Consider the following 22742-nt stretch of genomic DNA (forward strand, 5'->3'; position numbering starts at 1 on the left):
ATCACATCGTGATGGACGGATACAGCTGCTCCCTGGTCGCGCGGCGGGCCGCCGAGGTCTACACGGCACTGGTCAACGGACAGCCGTGCCCGCCAACCGTGTTCAGGCCCCTGAGCCGTCTGGTGGAAGAGGAACAGGACTACCGGGACTCCACCGCCTCCACACGCGACCGTGACTTCTGGTCCGCCCGGCCCGCCGCCGACACGGAACCCCTCCTGCTCACCGGCCGTTCCGCACCACCCGCCGACATCCCCCTGCACCACACCGCATACCTGGCCAAGGACACCGTCACCGCCGTCTGCACCGCCGCCGGCCTCGGCGCCTCCGCCTGGACCGGCGCCGTCCTCGCACTGAGCAGCGCCTACTTCGCCCGCCTCACCGGCCGCGACACCCTCACCCTGGAACTCCCGGTCACCTCACGCCTCACCGCGGTCCACCGCCACACCCCGGGCATGCTCTCCAACATCCTGCCCCTGACCGTCCCCGTCACCCCCCGGGCAACCATCACCGACGTCCTCGCCCACGTCTCCGCATCCGTGCGCCGCCTCCTCCTGCACCAGCGCCACCGCCAGGAAGACCTCCACACGGGCCTCGGACACGCGGGCGGACAGCACGCGTTCGGACCGATGGTCAACATCCTCTCCTTCGACCACCACCTCGACTTCGCGGGCCACCACGCCGCCGCCCACCCCCTCACCAACGGCCCCGTCCCCGACCTCGCCCTCACCATCGCCCCCCACACCGACCCCGACCTCCTCAAAATCGACCTCCACGCCAACCCCGCCCTCTACACCGACGACGACGTCACCACCCACCTCACCCGCCTCCAACGCTTCATCACCACCCTCGCCACCCACCCCCAAACCCCCATCCACCACACCGACCTGACCGACCCCGCAGAACGCACACTCCTCCTCGACCAATGGAACGACACCTCTGCCGCAGTACCGGACAGCACACTGCCCGAGTTGTTCGAGGCGCAGGCCGCGAAGACACCCGACGCGGTCGCCGTCGTCTTCGAGGGCACCGAGCTGTCGTATCGCGAGGTGAACGAGCGGGCCAACCGGCTCGCACGCCTGCTGATCGAGCAAGGTGCGGGTCCGGAGCGGTTCGTTGCCGTCGCTATGCCTCGCTCAGCCGAGTTGGTGATCGGGCTGCTCGCGGTACTCAAGACCGGCGCCGCATACGTGCCGATCGACCCCGAGTACCCGGCCGACCGCATCGCCTACATCCTCACCGACGCCAACCCGATGGCCATCATCACGGTCGAGGACAGCGGAGTCGAACTGCCGGCCGACACCGCCCGAATCCTCCTGGACGGCCTCGCCACCCGGCAGGCACTCAGCGCACAGGCATCCGGAGACCTCACCGACTCCGAGCGGCTCGCGCCTCTGCACCCAGGCGTTCCTGCGTATGTGATCTTCACGTCGGGTTCGACGGGTCGGCCGAAGGGTGTGGTGGTCGAGCACCGGGGGATCGTGAACCGGTTGCTGTGGATGCAGGACCGGTTCGGGCTGGCGGCCGATGACCGGGTCTTGCAGAAGACGCCCTCTGGTTTCGATGTGTCGGTGTGGGAGTTCTTCTGGCCGCTGGTCGTGGGTGCGGGACTGGTGGTGGCGCGGCCCGGTGGTCACCGGGATCCCGCGTACGTGGCCGGTCTGATCGCCGGGCAGCGGGTGACGACGGTGCACTTCGTGCCGTCGATGCTCCAGGTGTTCCTCCAGGAGCCTGCCGCCGTGCGGTGTGGTGGGCTGCGGCGGGTGGTGTGCAGTGGTGAGGCGTTGCCGCCGGAGGTGGTGGAGCGGTTCCGGCAGGTGCTGGATGTGCCGCTGTTCAACCTGTACGGGCCCACCGAGGCATCCGTCGACGTCTCCTGGTCGGAATGCCAGACCCCGGCGGGGGCCACGGTGCCGATCGGACGGCCCGTCTGGAACACGCGGTTGTACGTCCTCGACGCGGGCCTGTCCCCCGTCCCCGTCGGTGTCACGGGCGAGCTGTACATCGCGGGCGTGCAGCTCGCCCGCGGTTACCACGATCGGCCCGGTCTGACGGCGGAGCGCTTCACCGCCGACCCGTTCGGCGCCCCCGGCTCCCGCATGTACCGCACCGGCGACCTCGTACGCTGGAACACCCACGGCGAGATCGAATACCTCGGCCGCGCCGACGACCAGGTCAAGATCCGCGGCTTCCGCATCGAACTCGGCGAGATCGAATCCGTCCTCACCGCGCACCCGGAAGTCGCCCAGACCGCAGTGATCGTGCGGGAGGACCGGCCGGGTGACAAGCGACTCGTCGCCTACGCCGTCCCCGCACCGGATGTCGTACTCGACCCGCAGGCCCTGCGGGCGTACGCGGCGCAGGCGCTGCCGGACTACATGGTCCCGTCGACCGTCATGATGTTGGACGCGCTCCCCCTGACCCCGAACGGCAAGCTGGACCGACGGGCCCTGCCCGCACCCGAGTTCACCGTGAGCGCCGGGGGCCAAGCACCGAGAAATCCCCGTGAGGAAACCCTGTGCCGGGTGTTCGCGGAGGTCCTCGGGGTCGACGGGGTCGGCATCGATGACAACTTCTTCGAGCTCGGCGGCGACAGCATCCTGGCGATCCAGGTGGTCCGCCGGGCCCAGCAGGCCGGGCTGGGCATCACACCCAAGGATCTGTTCCAGCTGAGGAACGTCCGCGATCTGGCACCGGTGGCGACGGTCGTCACCGGCGACGCGGCGGAGGACGCGGACGCGGGTATCGGCGAGTTGCCGCCGACTCCCATGATGCGCTGGCTCTTCGAGCGCGGCGGATCGGTCGATCACTTCCATCAGGCGATGGTCGTGCACACCCCCGCGGGTCTCTCCTTCGAGGATCTGCGCGCCGCGCTGCGGAGTGTCGTGGACCACCACGACATGGCGCGGCTGCGCGTGACCCGGGCCACGGACGGTGCCGTCCCGACGCTGGAAGTACAGAAGCGTGGCGCGGTCGACGTCGACGGGCGGATCACCCGGATCGATGTGCGGGGACTTCCGGATGACGAGGTGCACGAGCTGACCCGCACCGAACTCGACGCCGCTGTGCAGAGGTTGGACCCGGAAGCCGGTGTCGTCTTCACTGTCACCTGGTGCGATGCCGGATCGGACGCGCGTGGCCGGCTCCTGTGGGTCATGCATCACCTGTCCGTGGACGGAGTGTCCTGGCGGATCCTGCTGGCGGACCTCGCGGCTGCCTGCGCCGCCGCCGCGAGCGGTACGACGCCTTCGCTGAGTCGTACGGGCATGTCCTTCCGGACCTGGGCGACGCGAAGCCGGCGGCTTGCCCAAGAAGCGGTGGCCGACCTGCCGTTGTGGATCTCGGCGCTCACGTCCGAGGAGCCGAGCCTGGGTCCGGTGGCGCTCGATCCGGTCCGGGACACGTACGCGACGCTGCGGAGCATCACGCTGTCCCTGCCCGAAGCGCCGACCGCCGATCTGCTGACCACCGTGCCGGCGGCCTTCCACGCCACGGTTCAGGACGCGTTGCTCGCGGGGTTGACCCTGGCGGTGGCGGACTGGCGCCGGCGGCGCGGGCTCGGTCAGGGCACGGCCGTACTGGTGGATGTGGAGGGACACGGGCGGGACGGTCTGCCCGCGCCCGCCGATCTGTCGTCCACTGTGGGCTGGTTCACCAGTCTGTACCCCATGCTGCTGGACGCGGGTGAGGTGGACTGGGCGGACGTGTGGGCGGGCGGGGCCGATCTGGGGCGGGCCCTCAAGTGGGTCAAGGAGCAGGTGCGCGAGTTCTCCGAGAAGGGGTCCGGCTTCGGTCTCCTGCGCTATGTCCATCCGGAGACCGAGGCTGAGCTGGCCGCCCTGCCGAGGCCGCAGATCGGCTTCAACTACCTCGGCCGGTTCGACGTCTCGTCCGCGGCGGGCGACGACTGGGCGGCCGTACCGGAGTTCGGTCTGGTCGGTGGCGGTGATCCGGGGATGGGCGCGGCGCACGCGATCGAGATCGACGCCGTCACCGAGAATCGTGCCGATGGTGCGCGTCTCACGGTCAGATGGACGTGGCCGCGGGCCCTGTTCCCGGAGGCCGAGGTGCGCGAGCTGGCCGAGATCTGGTTCCGGGTGCTCGGTGCGCTCGCCGCGCACGGGCAGCGCCCGGACGCGGGCGGGCACACGCCGTCCGATCTCTCCTTGGGCGGTCTGAGCCAGAGCGAGATCGACGATTTCGAGGACGAGCTCGGTTCCGAGTGGGGAACCTGGTGAATCGCTGACCGGGGAGGGGCGGGACTTACGGGGCGGGCCTGCCCCTCCTCGTAAGTCCTGCCCCTCCCTCGTCAGGCCTGCTGGCCGAGTTCGGCGGTGTCCTTGGCGAGGGCGGGTGCCGCGGTGGCGGACACGGTCTTGCGGAGGCGGCCGAGGCCGGCGGCGCCGGTCAGGAGGGCCAGGACGGCGGCGCTGACCGGGAGCAGGTAGCTGTTCTCGGCGTCGAAGCGTTCCACGGACCAGCCCGCGACCATGCTGCCGAGCGAGGAGCCGCCGAGGAGGCTGGTCACGGCCAGGGTCATGCCCTCGTTGATCTGGGAGCGAGGGATCAGTTCCTGGACCAGGCCCATGCCGGTGATCATGGTCGGTGAGGTGGCCATGCCGGCGATGAACATCAGCGGGATGAGCGACCACAGGCCGGTGGCGAGGGTCAGCGGGAGCATCAGCACCGCCATGCCGCCGACGCCCATCAGGAAGCGCGTGGTGCTGGAGCCGCGCAGGGTGAGCATGCCGAAGAGGAGGCCCGCCAATGCGGAGCCGACCGCCTGGAGGGCCAGCACCAGGCCGGCCGAGGACTTGTGGTGCAGGGAGTCGGTGAAGGCGATCGTGACCACTTCGAGGGATCCGAACAGGGAGCCGGTGAAGAGGAAGACGAGCATCATCACCTGGAGGCCCCGGTTGGTGAGCGGGGAGCGGGAGGCCGAGGGGTCGGCGGGCTGGACCGGGGGTTCGGTGCCGCGCTGGAGGGAGAAGAGGACCGTGCCGGCCAGGGTCAGGATCAGCGGGGCGATCCGGCCCGCCTCGGGGGCGATGCCGGTGGCCAGGCCGACCACGAGGATGGGGCCGAGGACGAAGCACATCTCGTCCAGCACCTGTTCGAACGAGTTGGCCACGTGCATGCGTTCGTCGTCATTGCCGTAGATCTCGGCCCAGCGGGCGCGGGCCATGCCGCCGACGTTCGGTGCGGTGGCGGACAGGACGTTGGTGACGAACAGGGTCCAGGTCGGTGCGTCCACCGCGAGGCAGATGACCAGGGCCGCCGACATGGCCGCCGACCATATGGCCGCGGGGATGGCCGTACGGGACTGGCCGTAGCGGTCGACGAGCCGGCCGAGGAGCGGGATCGTCACCAGGGTGGCGGCCAGGGACGAGCCGCCCACGGCGCCGGCCAGCGCGTAGGAGTGGCGCGTGGCGGCGATCATCACCACGGTGCCGACGCCGGACATGGACAGGGCGAGCCGGGCCAGGAACCCGGTGGTGGTGAAGCCGACGCTCCCCTTGGCGGAGAACAATCTGCGGTACGGGGCGAACATGTGGTCTCTCCATTGCGGGGCCGTGGGGGGAGGACTGGACGGACAGGATGCGGGGCCGCGGTCACCGGGTGCGCGAAGGGGCTCGGGAGTGCGGCGTCTTGGTCCTCAACGCCCCGCGCGAAGGCTGGAGTTGAGGATAGTGCCTCACCGGACCTGGGCCGTTGTCGCGCTGGTCAGCTCGGGCGGGGAGGCGTGGACGAAGGCCCGCATGTGCCGGGTGAGGATGTGGGCGAGGGACATGTGGATGTCCTCCTGCTCCTCGATCGAGTCGGCGGGCGCGAGGACGTAGGCGTCGCACAGCTCGCGCGCGAGGCCCCCGTCCGGTCCGAGCAGGCCCACGGTGATCAGGCCGTTGGCCCGGCCGTAGCGCAGCGCCTCCAGCACGTTGGGCGAGTTGCCGCTCGTGCTGATGCCGACGACCAGGTCGCCGGGCTGGGCGAGGCCCGCGAGCTGGCCCGAGAAGACCTGGTCGTAGCCGAAGTCGTTCGCCCAGGCGGTCAGCGCGGGGACGTGGTCGACCAGGGAGACCGTGCGCACCGGGAACCGGCCGGTCGCCCTGGTGTTCTTGGAGAGGTCGACGGCGAGGTGCGAGGCGGTGGCGGCGCTGCCGCCGTTGCCGCAGATGAACAGCGTGCGTCCCGCCAGGTAGGCCTGCTCGAAGGTTTCCGCCAGCCATGTCAGGTCGGTGGTGGACACCTTGGCGAGGGCCTCTTGCATCCGGGAGAGATAGGACGTGATCTCGGTCTGCCGGTCGAAGGCTTCGGCCATGAGTGGGGAACCCCGTTCGCATGTCTGGTGGCGGTGGTGAGAACGTCGTGGAGGGAGCGGGTCACGGTCGGCGGGCGTAGCAGGCGGCCGTGTCCCGGGCGGCCCGTGTCCAGGACCAGTCCTGGGCCATGGCCCGGCGGCGCCCGGCGGCCACTTCGTCCCGCGGGCCGGCGAGCCAGTCCATGGCCCGGAGCATGGTGGTCCGCAGGGCGTCGGCCGTCAGGTCGGGCAGGGTGAATCCGGTGCCGTGGGCCGGGTCTTCGGCGAGGTCCGTGACGGTGTCGCACAGCCCGCCGACCGCGCTGACCACCGGCAGGCAGCCGTAGGTCATGGCGATGAGCTGGTTGAGGCCGCAGGGCTCGACCCTGGAGGGCATCACGGTGAAGTCGGAGCCCGCGTAGGTGAGCCAGGCGGAGTCCTGGTCGAAGCGGGGGACGTGCGCCACGGCGGAGGGCAGGTTCCGGGCGAGTGTCCGCAGGCCGGTGACGAGGGAGGTGTCGCCCTGGCCGACGACGACGAGCTGTGCGTTCCGGGTGCCGGCCAGGTCGGTGACGGCCTCGATGAGGAGGTCGATGCCCTTTTCGGGGACCACCCGGGTGCAGACGCCGAACAGCGCGGCGTCCGGGTCCTCCTTCAGGCCGAGGCGCCTTTGCAGCAGGAGCTTGTTGGCCTGCTTGCCCGAGGTGACGGTGTCCGGTGTGTAGGGGGTGGTCACGCGGCCGGTGGCGGCCGGCTGCCACAGGCGGGTGTCGATGCCGGCCACGATCCCGGTCAGGGGGAGCCGGGCGAGTGCCGCGCCGATGGCCGTGCCGGTCAGCTCTGCCACGAGTTCCGTCGCGTAGGTGGGGCTGCCCGTGATGGCGGTGTCGGCGGCGAGCAGGCCCAGGAGCAGGAGGCTCGCCTCGTCCCCGTGGTCCGCGAGGGCTTCCCTCCAGGGGGCGGGGAGGGCCAGTTCGCCGATGTCCGCGCGGTCGATGCGGCCGGTGTACGCCGCGCTGTGCACGTTGGCGAGCAGTACGGGTGTGGGGTCCGTACCGCGCAGGGTGCGCAGGTGGGCCAGGGCGGCGCCGGACTGCCAGTCGTTGCCGTGGACGACGTCGTAGCGGCGCCCGGAGTCCGTCAGCCACCGGGCGACGCACGCGCCGAAGAAGGCGGCCCGTGCGGTGGCGTCCGCGAACTCCACGTAGTTCTCGTCGCGGTACAGGCCCGGACGGTCGTACCAGTGGTCGGCGCGGACGAGGAACACCTCGCCCAGGCCGTCGCGGTCCAGGAGGCGTTCGACGCTCGCGGGCACGTCCACCGGGCCGACCGGCAGGGACGGGGTCCGCCATACGGTCTCGGTCCGCAGGCCGTGTCCGTCGACGAGCCAGGGGTAGTACGGGACGACCAGGTCGTGGGCGATGCCCAGGTCCTGTTCCAGTGCGCGGGGCAGGGCCATGGCCGTCTGGCCGAGACCGCCCTCGACGAAGTAGGGGGCGAGTTCCTGGGTGAGGTAGAGGCATCTCATGGCTGTTCCGTCCGCTCGGGGCCGGCCGGCAGCAGCCACATGCCCATGATGTGCATGTCGGGGTTGACCGGGAGGGTGATGCGGGCGCAGGGCACCGGTGGGTCGAGGGGTATCTCGGCCTGCCACAGGCGGGGTTGGGCACCGGGTTCGGGGCGGCCGCCGATGTCGTAGAGGAAGGAGCTGTGGGCGAAGCAGGTGTCCTCGAAGGCGGGTTGGCGGGAGAGGAAGTCGCTGAGGCGGACGCGGACGGGTGTCGTCGCGTCGTGCTCCAGTGACAGGAGTTCGCTGACCGTGCCGCCCGATCCGGCGCCCACGACGCGCAGGCCGCCGGCCCGCAGCGGTTCCGCCAGGTCGATGGTCTGGCCTTCGCAGGCGACGTTGTCCGGGGCGCCGTGGCCGTGGCCGCTCGGGAGGCCGAGCAGGGTGGCCGCGGCGCCGAGTTCCTCGGCGGGGAAGGCCCGGCCGAAGCCGTCGAAGCCGTCGGTGGGCGCCTCGCCGGCCGCGAGGAAGGCCGTGCTGTTGCGGTGCGGCGTGAGGTCGACGCGGACCGCGCCGGCGGGCGTCACCGTCACTGCTGCTCCTTTGCCAGGGCGGTCAGGGCGGCCGCGGCCGAATCGAGGTTCTCCAGGGTGGTCTCCAGGCGGGGGTGAAGCTGGGCGCGGAACCTGGCGAACCGTTCGTCGTTCTCGTCCATGGCGCCCAGGCGCATCATGAGGTTGCGGACGACGAGGAGGTCCCTGGATGCCTGTTCGACGGTTTCGGCGGGGCCGTCCCCGGTGCCAAACGCGCCGTCGGCGGCACGGGTCCTCAGGTGGCCGGCGAGCCAGCGCAGCGTGTGGTGGTACCACCACAGGCCCAGCAGCAGCCTGGGCCCGGGCCCCCAGTCCTGCTGGGCGCCGCCCGCCGATCCGCGCGGCCGGCTGCCGACGACGCCCAGGTACGCGTCCAGGTGCTGCTGGAGCTGTCGTACCAGGGCCGTTCCGCTGAGCCAGGGTCCGCCGTCGCCGGAAAGCTGCCGCGCGAGGTCCAGGAGCGCGCCCGTGTCCGTGGGCTCGGTGCCGAGGGGGAGGATCTCCATCCACGCCTGCCCGGCGTCGCCCTCGCACATCGCGGGGGTGAGCTGGGCGACCGGTACGCGGCCGTCGAAGAAGACGGCCTCGCCCGGGTCGACCAGGCGCACGGTCGCCGAGGGCGCGTCGAAGTCCTCCAGTACGACGACGTGGAGCGCGTGGCTGGTGCGAAAGCCCACCCAGTAGTGCTCCAGGTGGAAGGCGTCCGCCGCGATGGCCACCGCCTGCCCGGAGCGCAGGGTGTCGAGCGCCCGCGTCCAGTCGGCCTCGGTGCGCACCGGGTGGTGGGTGAGCCGGTAGCCGTGGCGGGTGAAGGTCGAGGTCAGCGGTTCCAGCGGGTCGCTGAAGGTCAGCTCCCCGTCGGCGGCCAGGCGTGCGGCCGTGGCGGCGTTGTTCCCGAGCACGGCGAAGGGATCCGTGTCCGGCTCGGTGGCGTTCAGGAGGGTCGCCAGTGCCGCGTGGTAGCAGCTCGAATCGGTGAACCGTGCTGTCTGGGTCACCCGTCCCCCAAGGGTTGGCCGCGTCTCGGCCGCGTGGTGCGCCGGGCCGGACGGGCGGTGTGATCGGTGTGATCGGTGTCGTCTTCCGGGCCGGGGCCCGTGGTGCTGTCCTGCTGACGCAGGGACACTATGAGTCGGGGCGGGACGTTCACAATCGCCCCGTCCGGCCATGGCCAGACAGCCATGGTCTTGTGCGTATGGGCAGGTCGGGGTCGATCAGCACAGTCGGAACACATGGGTCGCGCTGCGTGAGGGGTCTCCGGGGCGCAGGTGCAGCTCGCCCTGCTGCGGGAGCAGCACGGCGGCCGCGACCGTGCGTTCGCGTCTGATGTCGCCGTTGTCCGCGACGCACAGCGGCGGGGAGGCCAGCAGGGCGAAGTGGTCCTCGGGGCCCGCGGTGGCGGGGAGGGCGGCGAGGCGGGAGCGGCAGGTGTCGAGGCGCCGGATCGAGGAGCGCCGGGCGAAGACGTTGATCTGGTCGTGGGGTGCCAGGTCCGGGTGCAGGAAGTGGTTGGTGTGCGCCGTCTGCTCTCCCCCGGCGACGCGCCAGCCGTCACCGTCGTACTCGGCCCATACGGCGCGCCGGGTGTCGCAGAGCGTGAAGCAGCGGGAGCTGGCCAGGGGCAGGCGGCGCAGCAGCGCCAGGGCGTCTTCCACGGTGTCGGCGTGGTCCAGGACGTGGCGGACGGCCAGGTACGGCGGCACTCCGGGGCGCCAGGTGCCGGCGAGGACCAGGTTCAGGCCCACGGCGAGGCCGGAGCTGTTCAGGCCGAGGTAGCCGAGCAGGCCGCCGAAGCTGAGCAGCAGGGACCGGCGGGAGGTGCCGGTGCGGGAGGTCTCCAGGACGGTGATCTGGTCGTCCAGGTCGCCGTTGAGGTCGACGGTCTGGGCCACCACGGGTGGTCCTTCCCCGGTCCGCGCGTACGTGGTGCAGTCGCCCATGGTGGGCACCGTGCGGTAGCCCATGATCTCCCGGCGTATCTGGAGCAGGCAGGCCTGTGCCTCGGTCAGGCCCGCGCCGGCGGCGAGGCCCCCGATCTCCGTGGCCAGGTCCGGTACCGCGGCCTCGATCGCGCGCCGGTACGCCTCGATGCGGGGGGCCAGCCCGGCCGGGGTGACCGGCCGGGCGAGCACCTTGTTCAGGCGGCACAACGAGTCGTCGTAGAAGGCCCTCAGGGCCGCCGCCCGCTCGCTGCCGTGCCGCAGTCCCAGCTCGTACGGGTCGCCCACGGCGCGCACGAAGGGAAGCGGGAGTACGTCCATGTCACTGGGCCGTCTGCTCGGCCGGGCGGTGTCCGGAGCGCAGGAGTTCGCGCACGCCGGGCCATTCGGCGCGCAGGACGCTGTAGAAGACGGCGTCGCGGCGGCGGCCGCCCGGCATGAAGTTGTAGCTGCGCAGGGTGCCCTCCTCCACCGCGCCGATGTTGCGCAGGCCGTGCCGCGCCTGTTCGTTGAGGACGTCCGTCTTGAACTCCACCCGCTCGGCGTCCAGCGCCTCGAAGGCGTGCTGGAGCAGCAGGTACTTGGCCCAGCGGTTGACGCCCTTGCCGCGGAAGTCCCGGCCGAGCCAGGACCAGCCGATCTCCAGGCGGAGGTCGGCCTCCGCCATGTTGCCGTAGCTCATGCTGCCGGCGGCGCGGCCGGTGTGCCGGTCGGTGACGCGGAAGACGACGCGCCGGCCGGCCGCCTGGTCGGCGAGGGCCGCGTCGAAGAACGCGTGGTAGTCCTCGGTGGTGTCGACCCGGCTGACGAAGTAGCGCCAGATGTGCGGGTCCAGGGCGATGGCGTGCAGGTCCTCGCGGTCCTCTTCGCCGATCGGGCGCAGCGTGACGTGCTCGTTCTCGAGCGTGGCGGGTGCCGACTCGGCCCAGCTCATGGGGCGTTCTCCTGGTGTGTGCGGTGGGTGGTGCGGTGCGGTCCCGCGGACCGGTCAGGCGGTGATGCCCGCGTCCGGGTCCTCGATCCGGGTGCGGAAGGCTTCGCGGATCCTGGGGCGCAGTGGTTTGTACTGGGAGGACAGTAGGCCGTTCTCGATGCTGAAGGGCTGGTCGGCCACGATGACGCGGCCGATCCGTTCGTGTCGGCCGCCCTGCTCGTTGGCGGACTCCAGCTGGGCCTCGATGGCGGTCCGGTCGGGTGCCTCGCCGGCCGGGGAGACGACGGCGACGAGTTCGTCGCCGTGGGCGAACAGGACGCACTCGGCGATCGCCGGGCTCTGCCGCATGCGGTCCTCGACCGGCCGGACGGTGATGTTGCGTCCGTTGCCCAGGGAGAGGACGGCGTCGGCGCGGCCCGTGATGTAGAGGAAGCCGTCGGCGTCGAAGTAGCCGATGTCGCCCGTCCTGACGGTGCCGTCGGGCGCGAAGACCTGTTCGGAGGCGCCCGGTGCGGCGTAGGTGTAGGCCGTGCCGACGGGGAAGTCGCTGCGTACGCTGATGTTGCCGTCCGCGTCGAGGAGGACCTCCTTGCCCCGCACCACGCGCCCGACGCTGCCCTCGCGCCAGGCGCCGGGGTGGTTCTTGGTGACGATGCAGGTCTCGTTCATGCCGTAGCCCTCGTAGATGGGCAGGCCGCACGAGGTGAGGAAGCGCAGTGTGTCCGGTGCGGCGGGGGCCGAGCCGGTCCAGAGGTAGCGGATCCGGTCGCCGAAGAGGTGGTGGGCCGCCTGTCGCCGGGCGTCGGCGGGTTCCGTGTCCGCCATCCGCGCGGCCCGTGCCTCGATGTGCCGTTTGGCCAGGTCGTAGAAGGCCGGTACGCCCATGACCACGGTCGGCCGGGTCGCGCGCAGCGCGGGGAACGCCGACTGGTAGGTGCTGATCGTGAGGTCGTGTCCGAAGCACAGCGCGGAGTACATCCAGTAGCGCTGCTGGAGCAGGGACAGGGGCAGGAAGACGAAGAGTTCGTCGCCGGGGCCGTGGGCGAACATCTCCTGGACGGCGCGCAGGGAGCTGTCGATGCTGCCCGCGGTGGCGGCGAGGCCCTTCGGGGTGCCCGTGCTGCCGGAGGTGAACTTGAGCGTGGTGGCGTCCTTCGGGCCGTACGACACCGGTGGCAGTTCTTCGTCCGTGGGGGCCGTGGCCAGTGTCCGGGCCTGGGCGATGGGCAGTACGGCGGGGTGGTCGCCGTCCTGGTCGGTGAACAGCAGGCGCAGGCCGTAGCGCTCCAGCAGGGCGCCGTCCGCGGTGAACTTGCCCGCCTCGAAGCCCGCGGTCTGCACGCCGAGCCGCAGGGCGGCCAGGTCGAGCAGGGCCCACTCCAGGCAGTTGGCGGCGAGGATGCCGATGCGGTCGCCCGGTCGCAGGCCGCGGGCGCGCAGTTGCCGGGCGAGCCCGCCGGAGAGGGCGTAGAACTCTTCGAGCGACAGGGTCTCGGGGGTGCCCGCGCCGCGGAAGGTGATGTGGTTGCCGGGGGCGGGCGGGGTGGTGACCAGGTGGTTCAGGGCCGAGTGGATCATTTGGCGACGGCTCCGATCGGAGTGAAGAACACCTGCTCGGCCAGGTTCACCTTGGTGCCCGGGGGCAGCAGCTCGACGGACTCCAGCCAGACGGTGGGCTGTTGGTCGCCGAGGGCCTCGGACAGCCGTCGGGCGAAGCGGGGCATGACCGGCGTCGCGCACCGGGCGAGCAGGCGTGCCGCGGCCAGTTCCAGGGCCATGGTCGTACGGGCCTCGCCGTGCCACCGTCCGGGGGTGGCCGTCGTGGCCGCCGTGGCCTCCGTACGGCTGAAGCGTGCCGTGTCCGTGACGAGGCCGTGGAGTTCCTCGGCGGCCCGGTTGAGCGAGAAGCCGTCGGCGTCCAGGGCCTGGGTGAGGGCCCGGCGCCGGACCTCCAGCCGGTCGAGGAACGCGGAGTGTTCGGGGCGCCAGACGCCGGCGTCGGGGGCCGTGCCGGAGAACTCCCGTGCCAGGCGGTCGCCGAGGCGGTGCAGCCACTGCTGCCAGGTGCCGATCAGGTCGTCGTCGACCGCCGAACCGAACCGCGCCCAGGTGAAGTTGGTGCGGCGGCCCTCGGGGCGGGTGCGGGCGAGGAAGTAGCGCACCGCGTCCACCGACTCGGCGTTCAGGATGTCCTTGCCCCACACGGCGTGGCGTCGGCTGGTGGAGAACTTGCCGCCGTCGAGGAGGTAGAACTCGTTGACGTGGTAGTCGATGTCGGCGTTCCAGCCCGGGTGGGCGAGCTGGTACAGCACCGGGTAGAGCACCCCGTGGTAGAAGCTGTTGTCGTAGCCGAAGAAGTGGACGATCCGCCAGTCGTCCTGGGGGGCCGACGCGTGCCAGGGCCGGCCGAGGCGGCGGCCGAGCGCCTGGATGCCGTGCAGGAAGCCGTACGCCATCTCGGGCCAGACCCAGATGACCTGGCCCCGAGCCGCGGGCTCGGCGGGTTCGACGCCCCAGGCGGAGGGGTGGGTGACGGCGATGTCGTGCGGGCCGCGGCCGAGGACGCGGTCGGCGAGGTCGCGCAGCCGGGCCGGCACGCGGCCTCGGCCGTGGTGCCGCTCGATGTCGGCGCGGTGGTGGTGCAGCGGCAGCATGTAGCGGGTCGCGGTCCCGGCGCGCGGGGTGGTGCCGTCGGCCGTGGTCACCGGATCGGTCAGGTCCACGCAGGAGTTGGGCTCGCCGCACTCCTCGCAGATGTTGCCGCTGGTGCCGCCGGAGCAGGCCGGGCAGCCGCCGCTGACGTCGACCTCGTACAGGTACCGCCCGGACGCGTCGAAGAGGGCGGGGGCCTCCCGGGCGGTGATACCGCCGGATGCCACGAGCCGGGAGAAGAAGGCCCTCAGGCCCGCCCGGTAGCCGGGCTCGGTGTTCGTGACGGTGTACTGGTCGGGCTCCGCGTCCAGCAGTCTCAGCGTGTCCGCGATCTCGGCGCTGTGGCGGGCGGCGGTCTCGGCCGGTGTGCGGCCCTCGGCTCGGGCGGCGGCCAGGACGTAGCTCTGGAAGTCGTCGCTGCCGGTCAGGTGCCAGGCCTCGCGGCCGTTCATCCGCTGGAAGCGGACGTACGCGTCGGCGCCCAGGTACGGGCCCGAGAGGTGGCCGAGGTGCAGGTCGCCGTTGGGGGTGGGGGGCGTGGAGAACACGAACTGCGGCCGCTGTCCGCGCCGGCTGCCGGTCTGCCCGGCCGCGAGCGCGGCGCGCGGGGCGTCCCGCCAGTAGAAGGTGGCGAAGAGGAGGTTCTCGTCGCCGGTGTTCTCCAGGACGTGGGTCTCGAAGGGTTCGAAGCCCACGACCGTGCCGGCGGCGACCGGGTGCCGTACCCCGTCGACCACGACGTCTCCGTGACCGGCGGTGATGACGAAGACCTCGGTCTCGTCGTGCCGGTCCGGGTTCGTGGCCTCGCCCGGCTCGACCCGGCCCCAGGCCGCTCCGACGCCGAGCCCGTCGATGCCGGACATCCCGATGCCGAGGGCGGCGTGCAGGGCGCCGGGGTCGTAGCTGCTGATGATCACTGGGCACTCCTGGGGCGGTCGGCGGCGGTCGGGGTCGGCGGGCGGTCCGGTCGGCGCGCACGGAGGGGCTCCGCGGTCCGGCCGACCTCCGCGCTCCGGCCGGTCTCCGCGGTCCGGTCGGTCTCCGCCGTGCTCACGGCGTGCACGGTCTCCGCGGCGATCGCGGGTGCCAGCCGGTAACCGGAGCCGTTCGCCGCCCCCGCGAAGATCACGCGGCGGTGTTCGTCGAGGGGCCGTACCACCGGCGCCCGTTCGGCGCTGTACGCGTCGCAGAAGACCCGGCCCGTCCCGCAGTGCCGCGCCAGCCCGGGGGCGAAGCGCTCCAGGACGGCCCGGCCCTCGGCGATCTCGACGGGTGACAGATGGGAGTGCGTGCCCTCGGGAGAGACGTCCCACTGCTCGCAGGTGTAGCTGAACAGCCAGTGCCCGCGGTGGTGCAGGGGCAGGAGGAAGGCGTCCTCGTCCTCGAAGACGAGCACGCCGTCACCGGGCCGCGGCCGTCGCTCGATGTGGAGGGCGACCACCTTCTTCACCCGCAGGCCCAGCGGGGCGGTCCACTCGCGCCAGGCCGGGTCCTCGATCCAGGGGCCGGGGGCCAGGACCACCTTGCGGGCGGCCAGCTCCTCCCCCGTGCTCAGCCGCAGCCGCACCCGGTCCGCGCCCGGGTCGACGGCGACGACGCGGGTGCCTTCGAAGAACCGTACGCCGGGCCGCAGCCGCGCGGCCAGGATCTGGGCCACGCCGTGCACGTCGGCGTACTGACCGCCCCGGACCGACCAGGCGGCGCTGCCGGGCGGCAGCCGGACCAGGTCCGCCGGGCCGGCCGGCATCCGGCGCACCGGCTCCAGTCCGGCGTCCGGCAGGTAGTGCTCGGCCAGACGGCCGACGTTCGACCGCGCGGCGACGACGGTGGTGGCCACGTCATGGATGGGCAACTCGGGCAGCTCTTCCCGGAGTTCGCGGTAGTACCGTTCGCTCAGGTCCGCCATCCGGCGCACCCGCGCCGAGGAGCCGCGGGGGAAGTGCAGGCCCGCCGACCTCCGGCTGGCGCCGCTCGCGACCTGGTCGCGGTCGATGACGGCGACCGTGGCGCCCGGGAAGGCGGCCGTCAGCGCACGGGCCGTCAGGCAGCCGATGATCCCGGCGCCGACGATGACGACGTCCAGGACCGTCGTCGTGTCCTCGCGTGGCATGCTCATCCCTCCCAGGAGAGGCCGAGGCGGGGCTTCGCCGACCACTCGATGAAGGACGGCAGCTGGCCGTCGGAGCGCACCCCGCGGATCCGGTCCACGATGCGCTGGCTGCGGTAGGCGTTGAGGCTGAGGTTGGGATCGGCCAGGCCGCGCTGCCCGCGGGCCCTGTTCTGCACGAAGATGTTCCGGTCCGCGGGGCCGTCCCAGCGCACCGCGTAGTTGCCGTCGATCCGGAACTCACCGCCCTCGCGTTCGATGCGTCCCGCGAGGGGCGCGAGGACGTCGGCCTCCCGGGTGCGGTAACCGGTCGCCCAGACCACGACGTCGGCGTCGATCTCCTCCAGCTCGTCCGGCTGGTCGTTGTGGCCCAGGGTCAGCTTCCAGCCGTCCGCGTCCGCTCCGCCGACCGCGCGCACGGTCCGGTTCGGGAACAGGGCGAACAGGTCGCCCGCGCCCTCGATGAACCGCAGCACGTACAGGCGTTGGTAGAGGTCGCGCAGCGTGTGCTCCGAAATGCCGTCGCTGGACAGCACGTTGTCGCGGTTGAAGTCCTCGCGGGCCGTCCGGTCGAGCCGGGAGAAGTACTCGGAGTGGCAGGGCATGTAGAAGTCGTTGGTGAACGGCGAGTCGTCGATGGGGAAGTAGTTGGTCCGCCGCGACACCCACGAGACCCGGCGCGGCAGTTCGGACCCGCTTCTGCCCAGCAGGTGCAGCACCGCCTCCGCGCCCGACTGGCCGCCGCCCACGACACACACCCGTTTGCCGCCGAGTCCGCCCGATCTGGCGGTGAACTCGCCGGCGTGGAACTGGGTGGCCGCGTCCCGGCTCGCCTGTTCCGGCAGCACCGGGTGGGTGCCGATGCCCAGGACGACGTTGTCCGCGCGCACGGTCCGCCGCTCGGTGGCGACCACGAACTCCCCGTCGAAGTCCACCGAGAGCACCTGCTCGCCGAAGACGATGTTGGGATTGCGCTCGCACGCCCAGCGCATGTAGTTGCGGAACTCCTGCCGGGGCACCGCGTCGAACCGGGCGTTGAGGAAGTGGTAGATCTTCCCCTGGTCGTGCAGATAGGCGAGAAAGGAGAACGGGCTGGTCGGCTGGGCCAGCGTGACCAGGTCCTTGAACAGGGAGACCTGGAGGGACGTGCCGGGAATCTGCTGTCCTTCGTGCCAGCCGAATTCCGCCTTGCTCTCGAAGAAGACATTGCGCACGTCCGTATGGCCGTGCAGGAGTGAGGCGAGGCTCAGATTGGCGGGTCCGACGCCGATACCGACGCACCGGTAACGAGAGTCGCTTCGTTCGGTCGCTCCGCGGGCCATAGCCGGATTTCGCCCTTCTTGACCAGGAGACGGGGGACGAGAAACCTCGCGAGCGAGCTGCCGAGAGGTGCCTTTGGGGGGCGCAGGTTCCGCCCTCATACTCCGTCGCCCGACGCGTCCGGCGGCAGCCCCTCCTTCGGGTATGCCTGCCTCACCAGGGCCGAGGAGCGCCCATCGGTGACTTGGCGGGCGTCCCGGCCCCAGGCAGCCTGCTCGCACCATGCCGCGCCCCGCGGCCTCGGCGCAGACCACGACGAAGGGCCACGACCACCATGGACGCAGCTCAGGGACTGCCGGACGGTGCCACCGGTTCCGCGGCCGGCCGCGACATCACCGCGGACGTCATCCGCTCGGTCGCCGCCATGGCGAAGCTCTCACCGCAGGAGATCACCGGGCGGACGCGTTTCCGTCAGGACCTCGACTTCGATTCCACCAACATTCTGGAACTGCTGATGCGTCTGGAGACGGAATTCGACATCGAATTCGATCCGGACACTTTTGGCACCGGCACGTTCGAAACGGTCGACGGGCTTTCGTCGTACGTCCGCGAAACCCTCGGCGGCTGACCCCCGCGTTCCTCCCCGTCGGACCGCACAGGAAGCGCAGGCATGCCGGCTCCCCTCGATCCACCGGACACCCCGTCACCGCTGCGCGCCCTCGCGCGGCACGACCCTCCCCGCCGGGCCCTGGCCGCACTGCACCGCCAAGCCGGGGACGGCACGCTGGTCCACGGGCCGGCCGGGCACGCGCTGGCCCCGGCCGCGCTGGTCGCGAGCGCCACGCGCTCCTGCCGGGCGGGCGCGGTCGGCGACCGTGTCGGTGCCGGCGAACGGGAGCTGACCACGCCGCTGCTGGCGCGGCTGGGGCTCGCCGCCGTGCACAGCACCGCCGTCCGCAGCGCCGCCGTCGCGCCGCCCGGCACCGGCCGTTCCTGGGAGACCTCCCTGCTGTGGGTGCGGCTCGGCATGACCGAGCGGCTGCTCGACGCGGTGACGGTCCACCTCGGCGAACGGTCCTTCGGCGACGCGCGGTTGAGCAGGCACCCGGTGCTCAAGGACGCGCTCGCCGATGCCGTCGTCGCCCTGCTCCAGGTGGAGGCCCGGCTGCACGACGCCGGGACGACGGGCCTGGACGACACCGCCCTGCGCCTGCTGCACGACGAGCTCGGCGGCACCGGACGGTCCCTGCTCGACCTGCTCGGGGCGTACGGCCTCACCGAGGACGGTCCCGGCGCCGACGCCTACGTCTGCGCGTTGCTGGCCGACCTGTACGCCCCGGCCGAACCTTCGGGGGAGACACCATGACGCGCCGCCTGCGCATCCTTCGGGAGTACGTCCGCGCCGAGGCACCCGCGCTGCGCGCCGGCGGCGAGCCGGACGGGGAGCCCCCTCGGGCCCCGCTGCTCGACCGGCTCGCGACGCTGCAGATCCCGCGGAAGTACGCGCGGGCCCCGCTGGTCCTCGACGGCGAGGAGTACTTCGTCCTCAGCGCGGTCGAGCGGGTGGTCTTCCACGAGGAGGCGGCGGCGTACGGCGACGCGGCGGCGCTGCTGTCCGCGCCCGGTTCCCTCACCGCGGGCATGCTGGTCGCGACGCTCGGCGACGACGAGCAGCAGAGCGCGTTCTTCGGGCGCCTGCACGAGCGCCCCACCTGGACCTTCCTCGCCATGACCGAGCCCGGGGGCGGATCCGACGCCACCCGCCTGCACACCACCCTCGAACCGTCGGGCTCCTCGTTCCTCCTCAACGGCGAGAAGCGCTACGTCGGCAACGCGCACCGCGCCCGCACGGGCGTCGTCACCGCGCGGACCCGTCCCGGCCCGCTGGGCATCCGGTGCGTCCTGGTCGACGCCCAGGCCCCGGGGTTCAGCGCGGTGCCGATCGCCACCCTCGGCATGCGCGGCGCGCTCGGGGCCATGCGCTTCGAGGACCTGGCCGTCCCCGAGGAGGCCCTGCTGGGCCGGCATCTGCCGGCCACCCGCAGGGGCATGTGGGGCTGGCTGCACGCCTTCAACCCGCTGCGCTGCGTGGCGGCCGCGCTGGGCGTCGGCATCGCCCGCGCCGCCCACGCGCACGTGGCGGCGTGTCTCGCCGGGCAGGACGTCACCCGGCGGCGGCGCCTGGCCGAGCTGGGGGCGCGTATCGAGGGAGTGCGGAGCCTGACCATGGGCGCCGCGCGGGCCGTGGACGCCGATCCGGCCAACGCCCATCTGCCCGCCGCCGCGAAGGCGGCCGCGGCGGTCCTCGCCGTCGAGGCGACGACCACGGCACTGCGCCTGCTGGGTCCCGGGGCGCGGCTCGAACACCCCTTGCTCGACAAGTGGGCGCGGGACGCCCACGGCATCGAGCACATGGAGGGCACCTCGCACATCCAGCGCATGACCGTCGCCCAGGCCCTGGCCCGCGGCGACCTCTCCCCCGCCTGATTCCGCCGTGACCCGGAAGGAGGGCACGTTCGTGGCAGACACCGATCAGGTGCACCTGTGGCACATCGATCTCGACGGGCCGTCCGCCGGCCCCGAAGCGGCCCTGGGACCGGCGGAGTCGGCTCGTCTCGCCTGCTACACGCACGCGTCCGCCCGGGCGCGGCACACCGCCGCCCACGGCGCCCTGCGGGGCCTGCTCGGCCACGCCCTCGGTCTCGCCCCCGCCGAAGTACCCATCCGGCGGGGACCGTTGGGCAAGCCCGAACTGGCTGGGTCCGACCGTTCGTTGTGCTTCAGTCTGGCGCACGCGCGGGGGCACGCCCTGGTCGCCCTGGCGACCGGCCGGGCCGTCGGCGTCGACCTCGACCACGTCCGCCCGGGGTTCCCCCTCGAAGCCTTCGTCCGCCGCTACTTCCCGGCGCCGGAACAGGACCTGCTCCTGGCCCGGCCGCCGGACGAACGCCCGCTCGCCTTCGTGGAGTTGTGGACCCGCAAGGAGGCGCTGGTCAAGGCGGCCGGGGCGCGGATGGCCCTGGGCGTCGGACAGGAGGTGGGGCCGCCCGGCGTCACCTCCGTGGTGCGGGCGAACCGGCCACCCCTGCGCGGCACCTGGACGGTCCGCAATGTCCCCTCGCCACCGGGCGGGGCCGCCGCCGTGGCGCTGGCGGGCGGGCGGCCGTACCGGGTCGTCGTCCACGACTGGGCCACCGAGGCTCCCTGACGCGCAACTCGCCACCGACCAAAGGATTGCCATGATCGTACTGGGCCTCAGCGGTCTGCCCCACGCGCAGGACCATCTGCTCGCCAACACCGCCGACCCGCATCCCCTGGACGTACGGAACGTGCAGGGCCTGGACAGTGCCGCGTGTCTGATGGTCGACGGCCGGATCATGGCCGCGGCCGCCGAGGAGCGGTTCGACGGGGACAAGGGCACCGGACGCTTCCCGGCCCACGCCATCGACTACGTCCTGCGGGCGGGGGGTGTCACCAGGGAGCAGGTGCAGGCGATAGCGCATGGCTTCAACTACGACCGGCACCGGCGCGTGTTCGCCGCGTCGCGGGACTACTTCGACTCGGTGCTCAGCGGCCGCACCATGACGGAGGCGCTGGGCAAGGCGGGCTGGAGCGATGTGGAGGGCCGCTTCCATCCGGTGGACCACCACCTCGCCCACGCGGCCTCCGCCTACTACCCGAGCGGTTTCGACTCCGCCCTGTGCGTGGTGTCGGACGGCATGGGCGAGACGGAGTCGCTCTCGGTCTACCAGGCGCGCGACGGGCATCTGAAGAAGCTGCACACCCAGCCGATCTCGCAGTCCCTGGGCTTTCTGTACTCCATCTGCACCCGGTTCCTCGGCTTCGCCTCCAACTCGGACGAGTACAAGGTGATGGGGCTCGCCGCCTACGGGGACCCGGAGCCGTACCGGCGGTTCTTCGAGACGCTGGTCACCTTCGACGACGCCACCGGTTCCATCCTCGTCAACTGGCCCAACGGGGCGTTGCGCGAACCGGAGTCGGGCTATCCCCGGGCCATGCGGTACCTGACGGAGGTCGCCTTCCCGCCGCCCACGCAGAGCGGTGAGGTCGTGCCCGCGCACGCCGATTTCGCGGCCGCGCTCCAGGCCCGGCTGACCCAGGTGCTGGTCGCCCTCGTCTCCCACTGGCTGGACCGCACCGGCGAGACCTCGCTCTGCCTGGCGGGCGGCACCTTCCTCAACTGCAAGGCGAACCAGTCGATCTGCGACCTGCCGGCGGTCGAGCGGGTCTTCGCGCAGCCGGCGTCCGGTGACGACGGAACGGCGCTCGGAGCGGCGCTGTACGTCAGCCACCAGCAGGGCAGCCCGTACGTGGGGAACGCCGAGGGGTTCCAGCCGTACACCGGGCCTTCGTACACCACCGACGAGGTGCGCGAGGCCCTCGACGAGCGGGCGGCCGGCGTCGGGTGGAGGTACGCCGGGCTCACGCCCGAGTACTACGCGGCGGCCGCCCGGGACCTCGCGGAGGACCGGATCATCGCCTGGTTCCACGGACGGATGGAGTTCGGGCCGCGCGCCCTCGGCAACCGGTCCATCCTCGGGCTGCCCAAGGGGGACCGGATCAAGGAGCGCATCAACAGCCTGGTCAAGTTCCGCGAGCCCTTCCGGCCCTTCGCCCCCGCGGTGCTGGCCGAGGACCGGGACCGGATCTTCCGGACCCGGGCCCTCGCCCCGACCCGCTACATGCTCTGCACCGCCGGGGTGCGGGACGAGCAGCGCGCCGCGGTGTCCGGCATCGTGCACGCGGACGGCACGGCGCGCATCCAGGACGTCCGTGAGGAATACAACAGCGTCTTCTGGACCCTGCTGAAGGCCGTCAAGGAGCGGACGGGCACGGGGTGTGTCGTGAACACCTCGTTCAATGTGAAGGGCCAGCCCCTGATCATGGATCCGAGGACCGCGATCGACACGTTCCTGCGCACGTCCCTGGACCGTCTCTACATCGAGGGCTTCATCGTGGAGAAGCCCTGATCAACCCGGTGGCGGGCCGGTCACCTCCACCGTGGCCGGGCGCAGCAGGTGCGGGCCGGCGCGGTAGCCGGCCCGCAGGATCCTGGTGCAGGTCGGCCGGGTGGCGTCCGGGGAGACGTGGTGGACGAGGGCCTCGTGGCAGGCGGGATCGAACGGGTCGCCCTCCTGACCGAAGGACTCCAGGCCCAGGGCGCCCAGCCGGGTGTCGAGGGTGTGGGCGATGTCGGCGAGGCCCGGGGTCATGGGCTCGTGGGCGCAGGTGCGGTCCACGGCGTCCAGGACCGGCAGCAGGGTGCGCAGGATGTTGGCCGCGGCGATCTCCCGTACGGCCATCCGGTCCCTGCGCACCCGCTTGCGGTAGTTGTCGTACTCGGCCTTCACCCGCTGGAGGTCGGCCGTGCGCTCCTGGAGCAGGCACCGCAGCCGCGCGGGGTCCGCGTCCCGCGGCAGGCCCCCGTCCATG

Annotated in this window: 18 protein-coding genes; 6 read left to right on the forward strand and 12 right to left on the reverse strand. The window is 72.1% G+C overall.

Features of this window, described 5'->3' with window-relative positions; all coding sequences use genetic code 11:
• A partial coding sequence (locus tag AB0927_RS31345; RefSeq protein WP_366671156.1) for an amino acid adenylation domain-containing protein occupies positions 1–4235 on the forward strand: 4235 nt, incomplete at its 5' end.
• A gap of 71 nt (positions 4236–4306) precedes the next feature.
• On the opposite strand, the gene AB0927_RS31350 is transcribed toward AB0927_RS31345, so the two are convergent.
• The 11 genes from AB0927_RS31350 to AB0927_RS31400 form a co-directional block, all read right to left on the reverse strand.
• Entirely contained in the window at positions 4307–5548 is a 1242-nt protein-coding gene (locus tag AB0927_RS31350; RefSeq protein WP_366671157.1) for an MFS transporter, read from the reverse strand.
• A gap of 144 nt (positions 5549–5692) precedes the next feature.
• Positions 5693–6316 (reverse strand): SIS domain-containing protein, encoded by a 624-nt coding sequence (locus AB0927_RS31355; RefSeq protein WP_366671158.1) that lies wholly within the window; start codon positions 6314–6316, stop codon positions 5693–5695.
• Positions 6317–6377: 61 nt separating this feature from the next.
• The gene (locus AB0927_RS31360) at positions 6378–7823 is read right to left on the reverse strand and encodes a glycogen/starch synthase (protein ID WP_366671159.1); all 1446 of its coding nucleotides are present in this window, start codon (positions 7821–7823) and stop codon (positions 6378–6380) included.
• Positions 7820–8395 carry a hypothetical protein gene (locus AB0927_RS31365; RefSeq protein ID WP_366671160.1) on the reverse strand — a complete coding sequence of 192 codons (576 nt, stop codon included), beginning with the start codon at positions 8393–8395 and terminating at the stop codon, positions 7820–7822. The genes AB0927_RS31360 and AB0927_RS31365 overlap by 4 nt, the downstream gene beginning before the upstream one ends.
• Complete coding sequence (locus AB0927_RS31370) at positions 8392–9393, reverse strand: hypothetical protein (RefSeq protein ID WP_366671161.1); 1002 nt, start codon at positions 9391–9393, stop codon at positions 8392–8394. Before AB0927_RS31370 ends, AB0927_RS31365 begins: the two co-directional genes overlap by 4 nt.
• A gap of 216 nt (positions 9394–9609) precedes the next feature.
• Complete coding sequence (locus AB0927_RS31375; RefSeq protein WP_366671162.1) at positions 9610–10656, reverse strand: C45 family peptidase; 1047 nt, start codon at positions 10654–10656, stop codon at positions 9610–9612.
• 1 nt (position 10657) lies between these two features.
• Positions 10658–11269, reverse strand: a complete 612-nt coding sequence (locus AB0927_RS31380; RefSeq protein ID WP_366671163.1) for a GNAT family N-acetyltransferase — start codon at positions 11267–11269, stop codon at positions 10658–10660.
• 54 nt (positions 11270–11323) lie between these two features.
• Positions 11324–12847, reverse strand: coding sequence for an AMP-binding protein (locus AB0927_RS31385; RefSeq protein ID WP_366671164.1), 1524 nt, complete (start codon positions 12845–12847; stop codon positions 11324–11326).
• Complete coding sequence (locus AB0927_RS31390) at positions 12844–14838, reverse strand: class I tRNA ligase family protein (protein ID WP_366671165.1); 1995 nt, start codon at positions 14836–14838, stop codon at positions 12844–12846. The genes AB0927_RS31385 and AB0927_RS31390 overlap by 4 nt, the downstream gene beginning before the upstream one ends.
• Positions 14835–16037: an FAD-dependent oxidoreductase gene (locus tag AB0927_RS31395; protein ID WP_366671166.1), complete on the reverse strand. Its 1203-nt coding sequence runs from the start codon at positions 16035–16037 to the stop codon at positions 14835–14837. The genes AB0927_RS31390 and AB0927_RS31395 overlap by 4 nt, the downstream gene beginning before the upstream one ends.
• Positions 16034–17350, reverse strand: coding sequence for a SidA/IucD/PvdA family monooxygenase (locus AB0927_RS31400; protein ID WP_366671167.1), 1317 nt, complete (start codon positions 17348–17350; stop codon positions 16034–16036). Before AB0927_RS31400 ends, AB0927_RS31395 begins: the two co-directional genes overlap by 4 nt.
• 272 nt (positions 17351–17622) lie before the next feature.
• Between AB0927_RS31400 and AB0927_RS31405 the strand changes: the two genes are divergently transcribed.
• The 5 genes from AB0927_RS31405 to AB0927_RS31425 are packed head-to-tail and all read left to right on the forward strand — an operon-like array spanning position 17623 to position 22279.
• Positions 17623–17916, forward strand: a complete 294-nt coding sequence (locus AB0927_RS31405; protein ID WP_366671168.1) for an acyl carrier protein — start codon at positions 17623–17625, stop codon at positions 17914–17916.
• Positions 17917–17958: 42 nt separating this feature from the next.
• Positions 17959–18654: a hypothetical protein gene (locus AB0927_RS31410; RefSeq protein WP_366671169.1), complete on the forward strand. Its 696-nt coding sequence runs from the start codon at positions 17959–17961 to the stop codon at positions 18652–18654.
• Positions 18651–19775 carry an acyl-CoA dehydrogenase gene (locus tag AB0927_RS31415; RefSeq protein ID WP_366671170.1) on the forward strand — a complete coding sequence of 375 codons (1125 nt, stop codon included), beginning with the start codon at positions 18651–18653 and terminating at the stop codon, positions 19773–19775. The genes AB0927_RS31410 and AB0927_RS31415 overlap by 4 nt, the downstream gene beginning before the upstream one ends.
• A gap of 31 nt (positions 19776–19806) precedes the next feature.
• Positions 19807–20496 (forward strand): 4'-phosphopantetheinyl transferase superfamily protein, encoded by a 690-nt coding sequence (locus AB0927_RS31420; RefSeq protein WP_366671171.1) that lies wholly within the window; start codon positions 19807–19809, stop codon positions 20494–20496.
• Between the two features lie 31 nt (positions 20497–20527).
• Positions 20528–22279 (forward strand): carbamoyltransferase C-terminal domain-containing protein, encoded by a 1752-nt coding sequence (locus tag AB0927_RS31425; RefSeq protein ID WP_366671172.1) that lies wholly within the window; start codon positions 20528–20530, stop codon positions 22277–22279.
• Here the strand turns inward: AB0927_RS31425 and grpE are convergent, their stop codons facing one another.
• On the reverse strand, positions 22280–22741 hold the full coding sequence (grpE, locus tag AB0927_RS31430) for a nucleotide exchange factor GrpE (protein ID WP_366671173.1): 462 nt from the start codon (positions 22739–22741) through the stop codon (positions 22280–22282). It abuts the gene before it with no gap.
• Position 22742 lies beyond the last annotated feature (1 nt).

The organism is Streptomyces sp. NPDC048106 (genome assembly GCF_040706415.1).
In the GTDB taxonomy this organism is placed as follows: Bacteria; Actinomycetota; Actinomycetes; order Streptomycetales; family Streptomycetaceae; genus Streptomyces.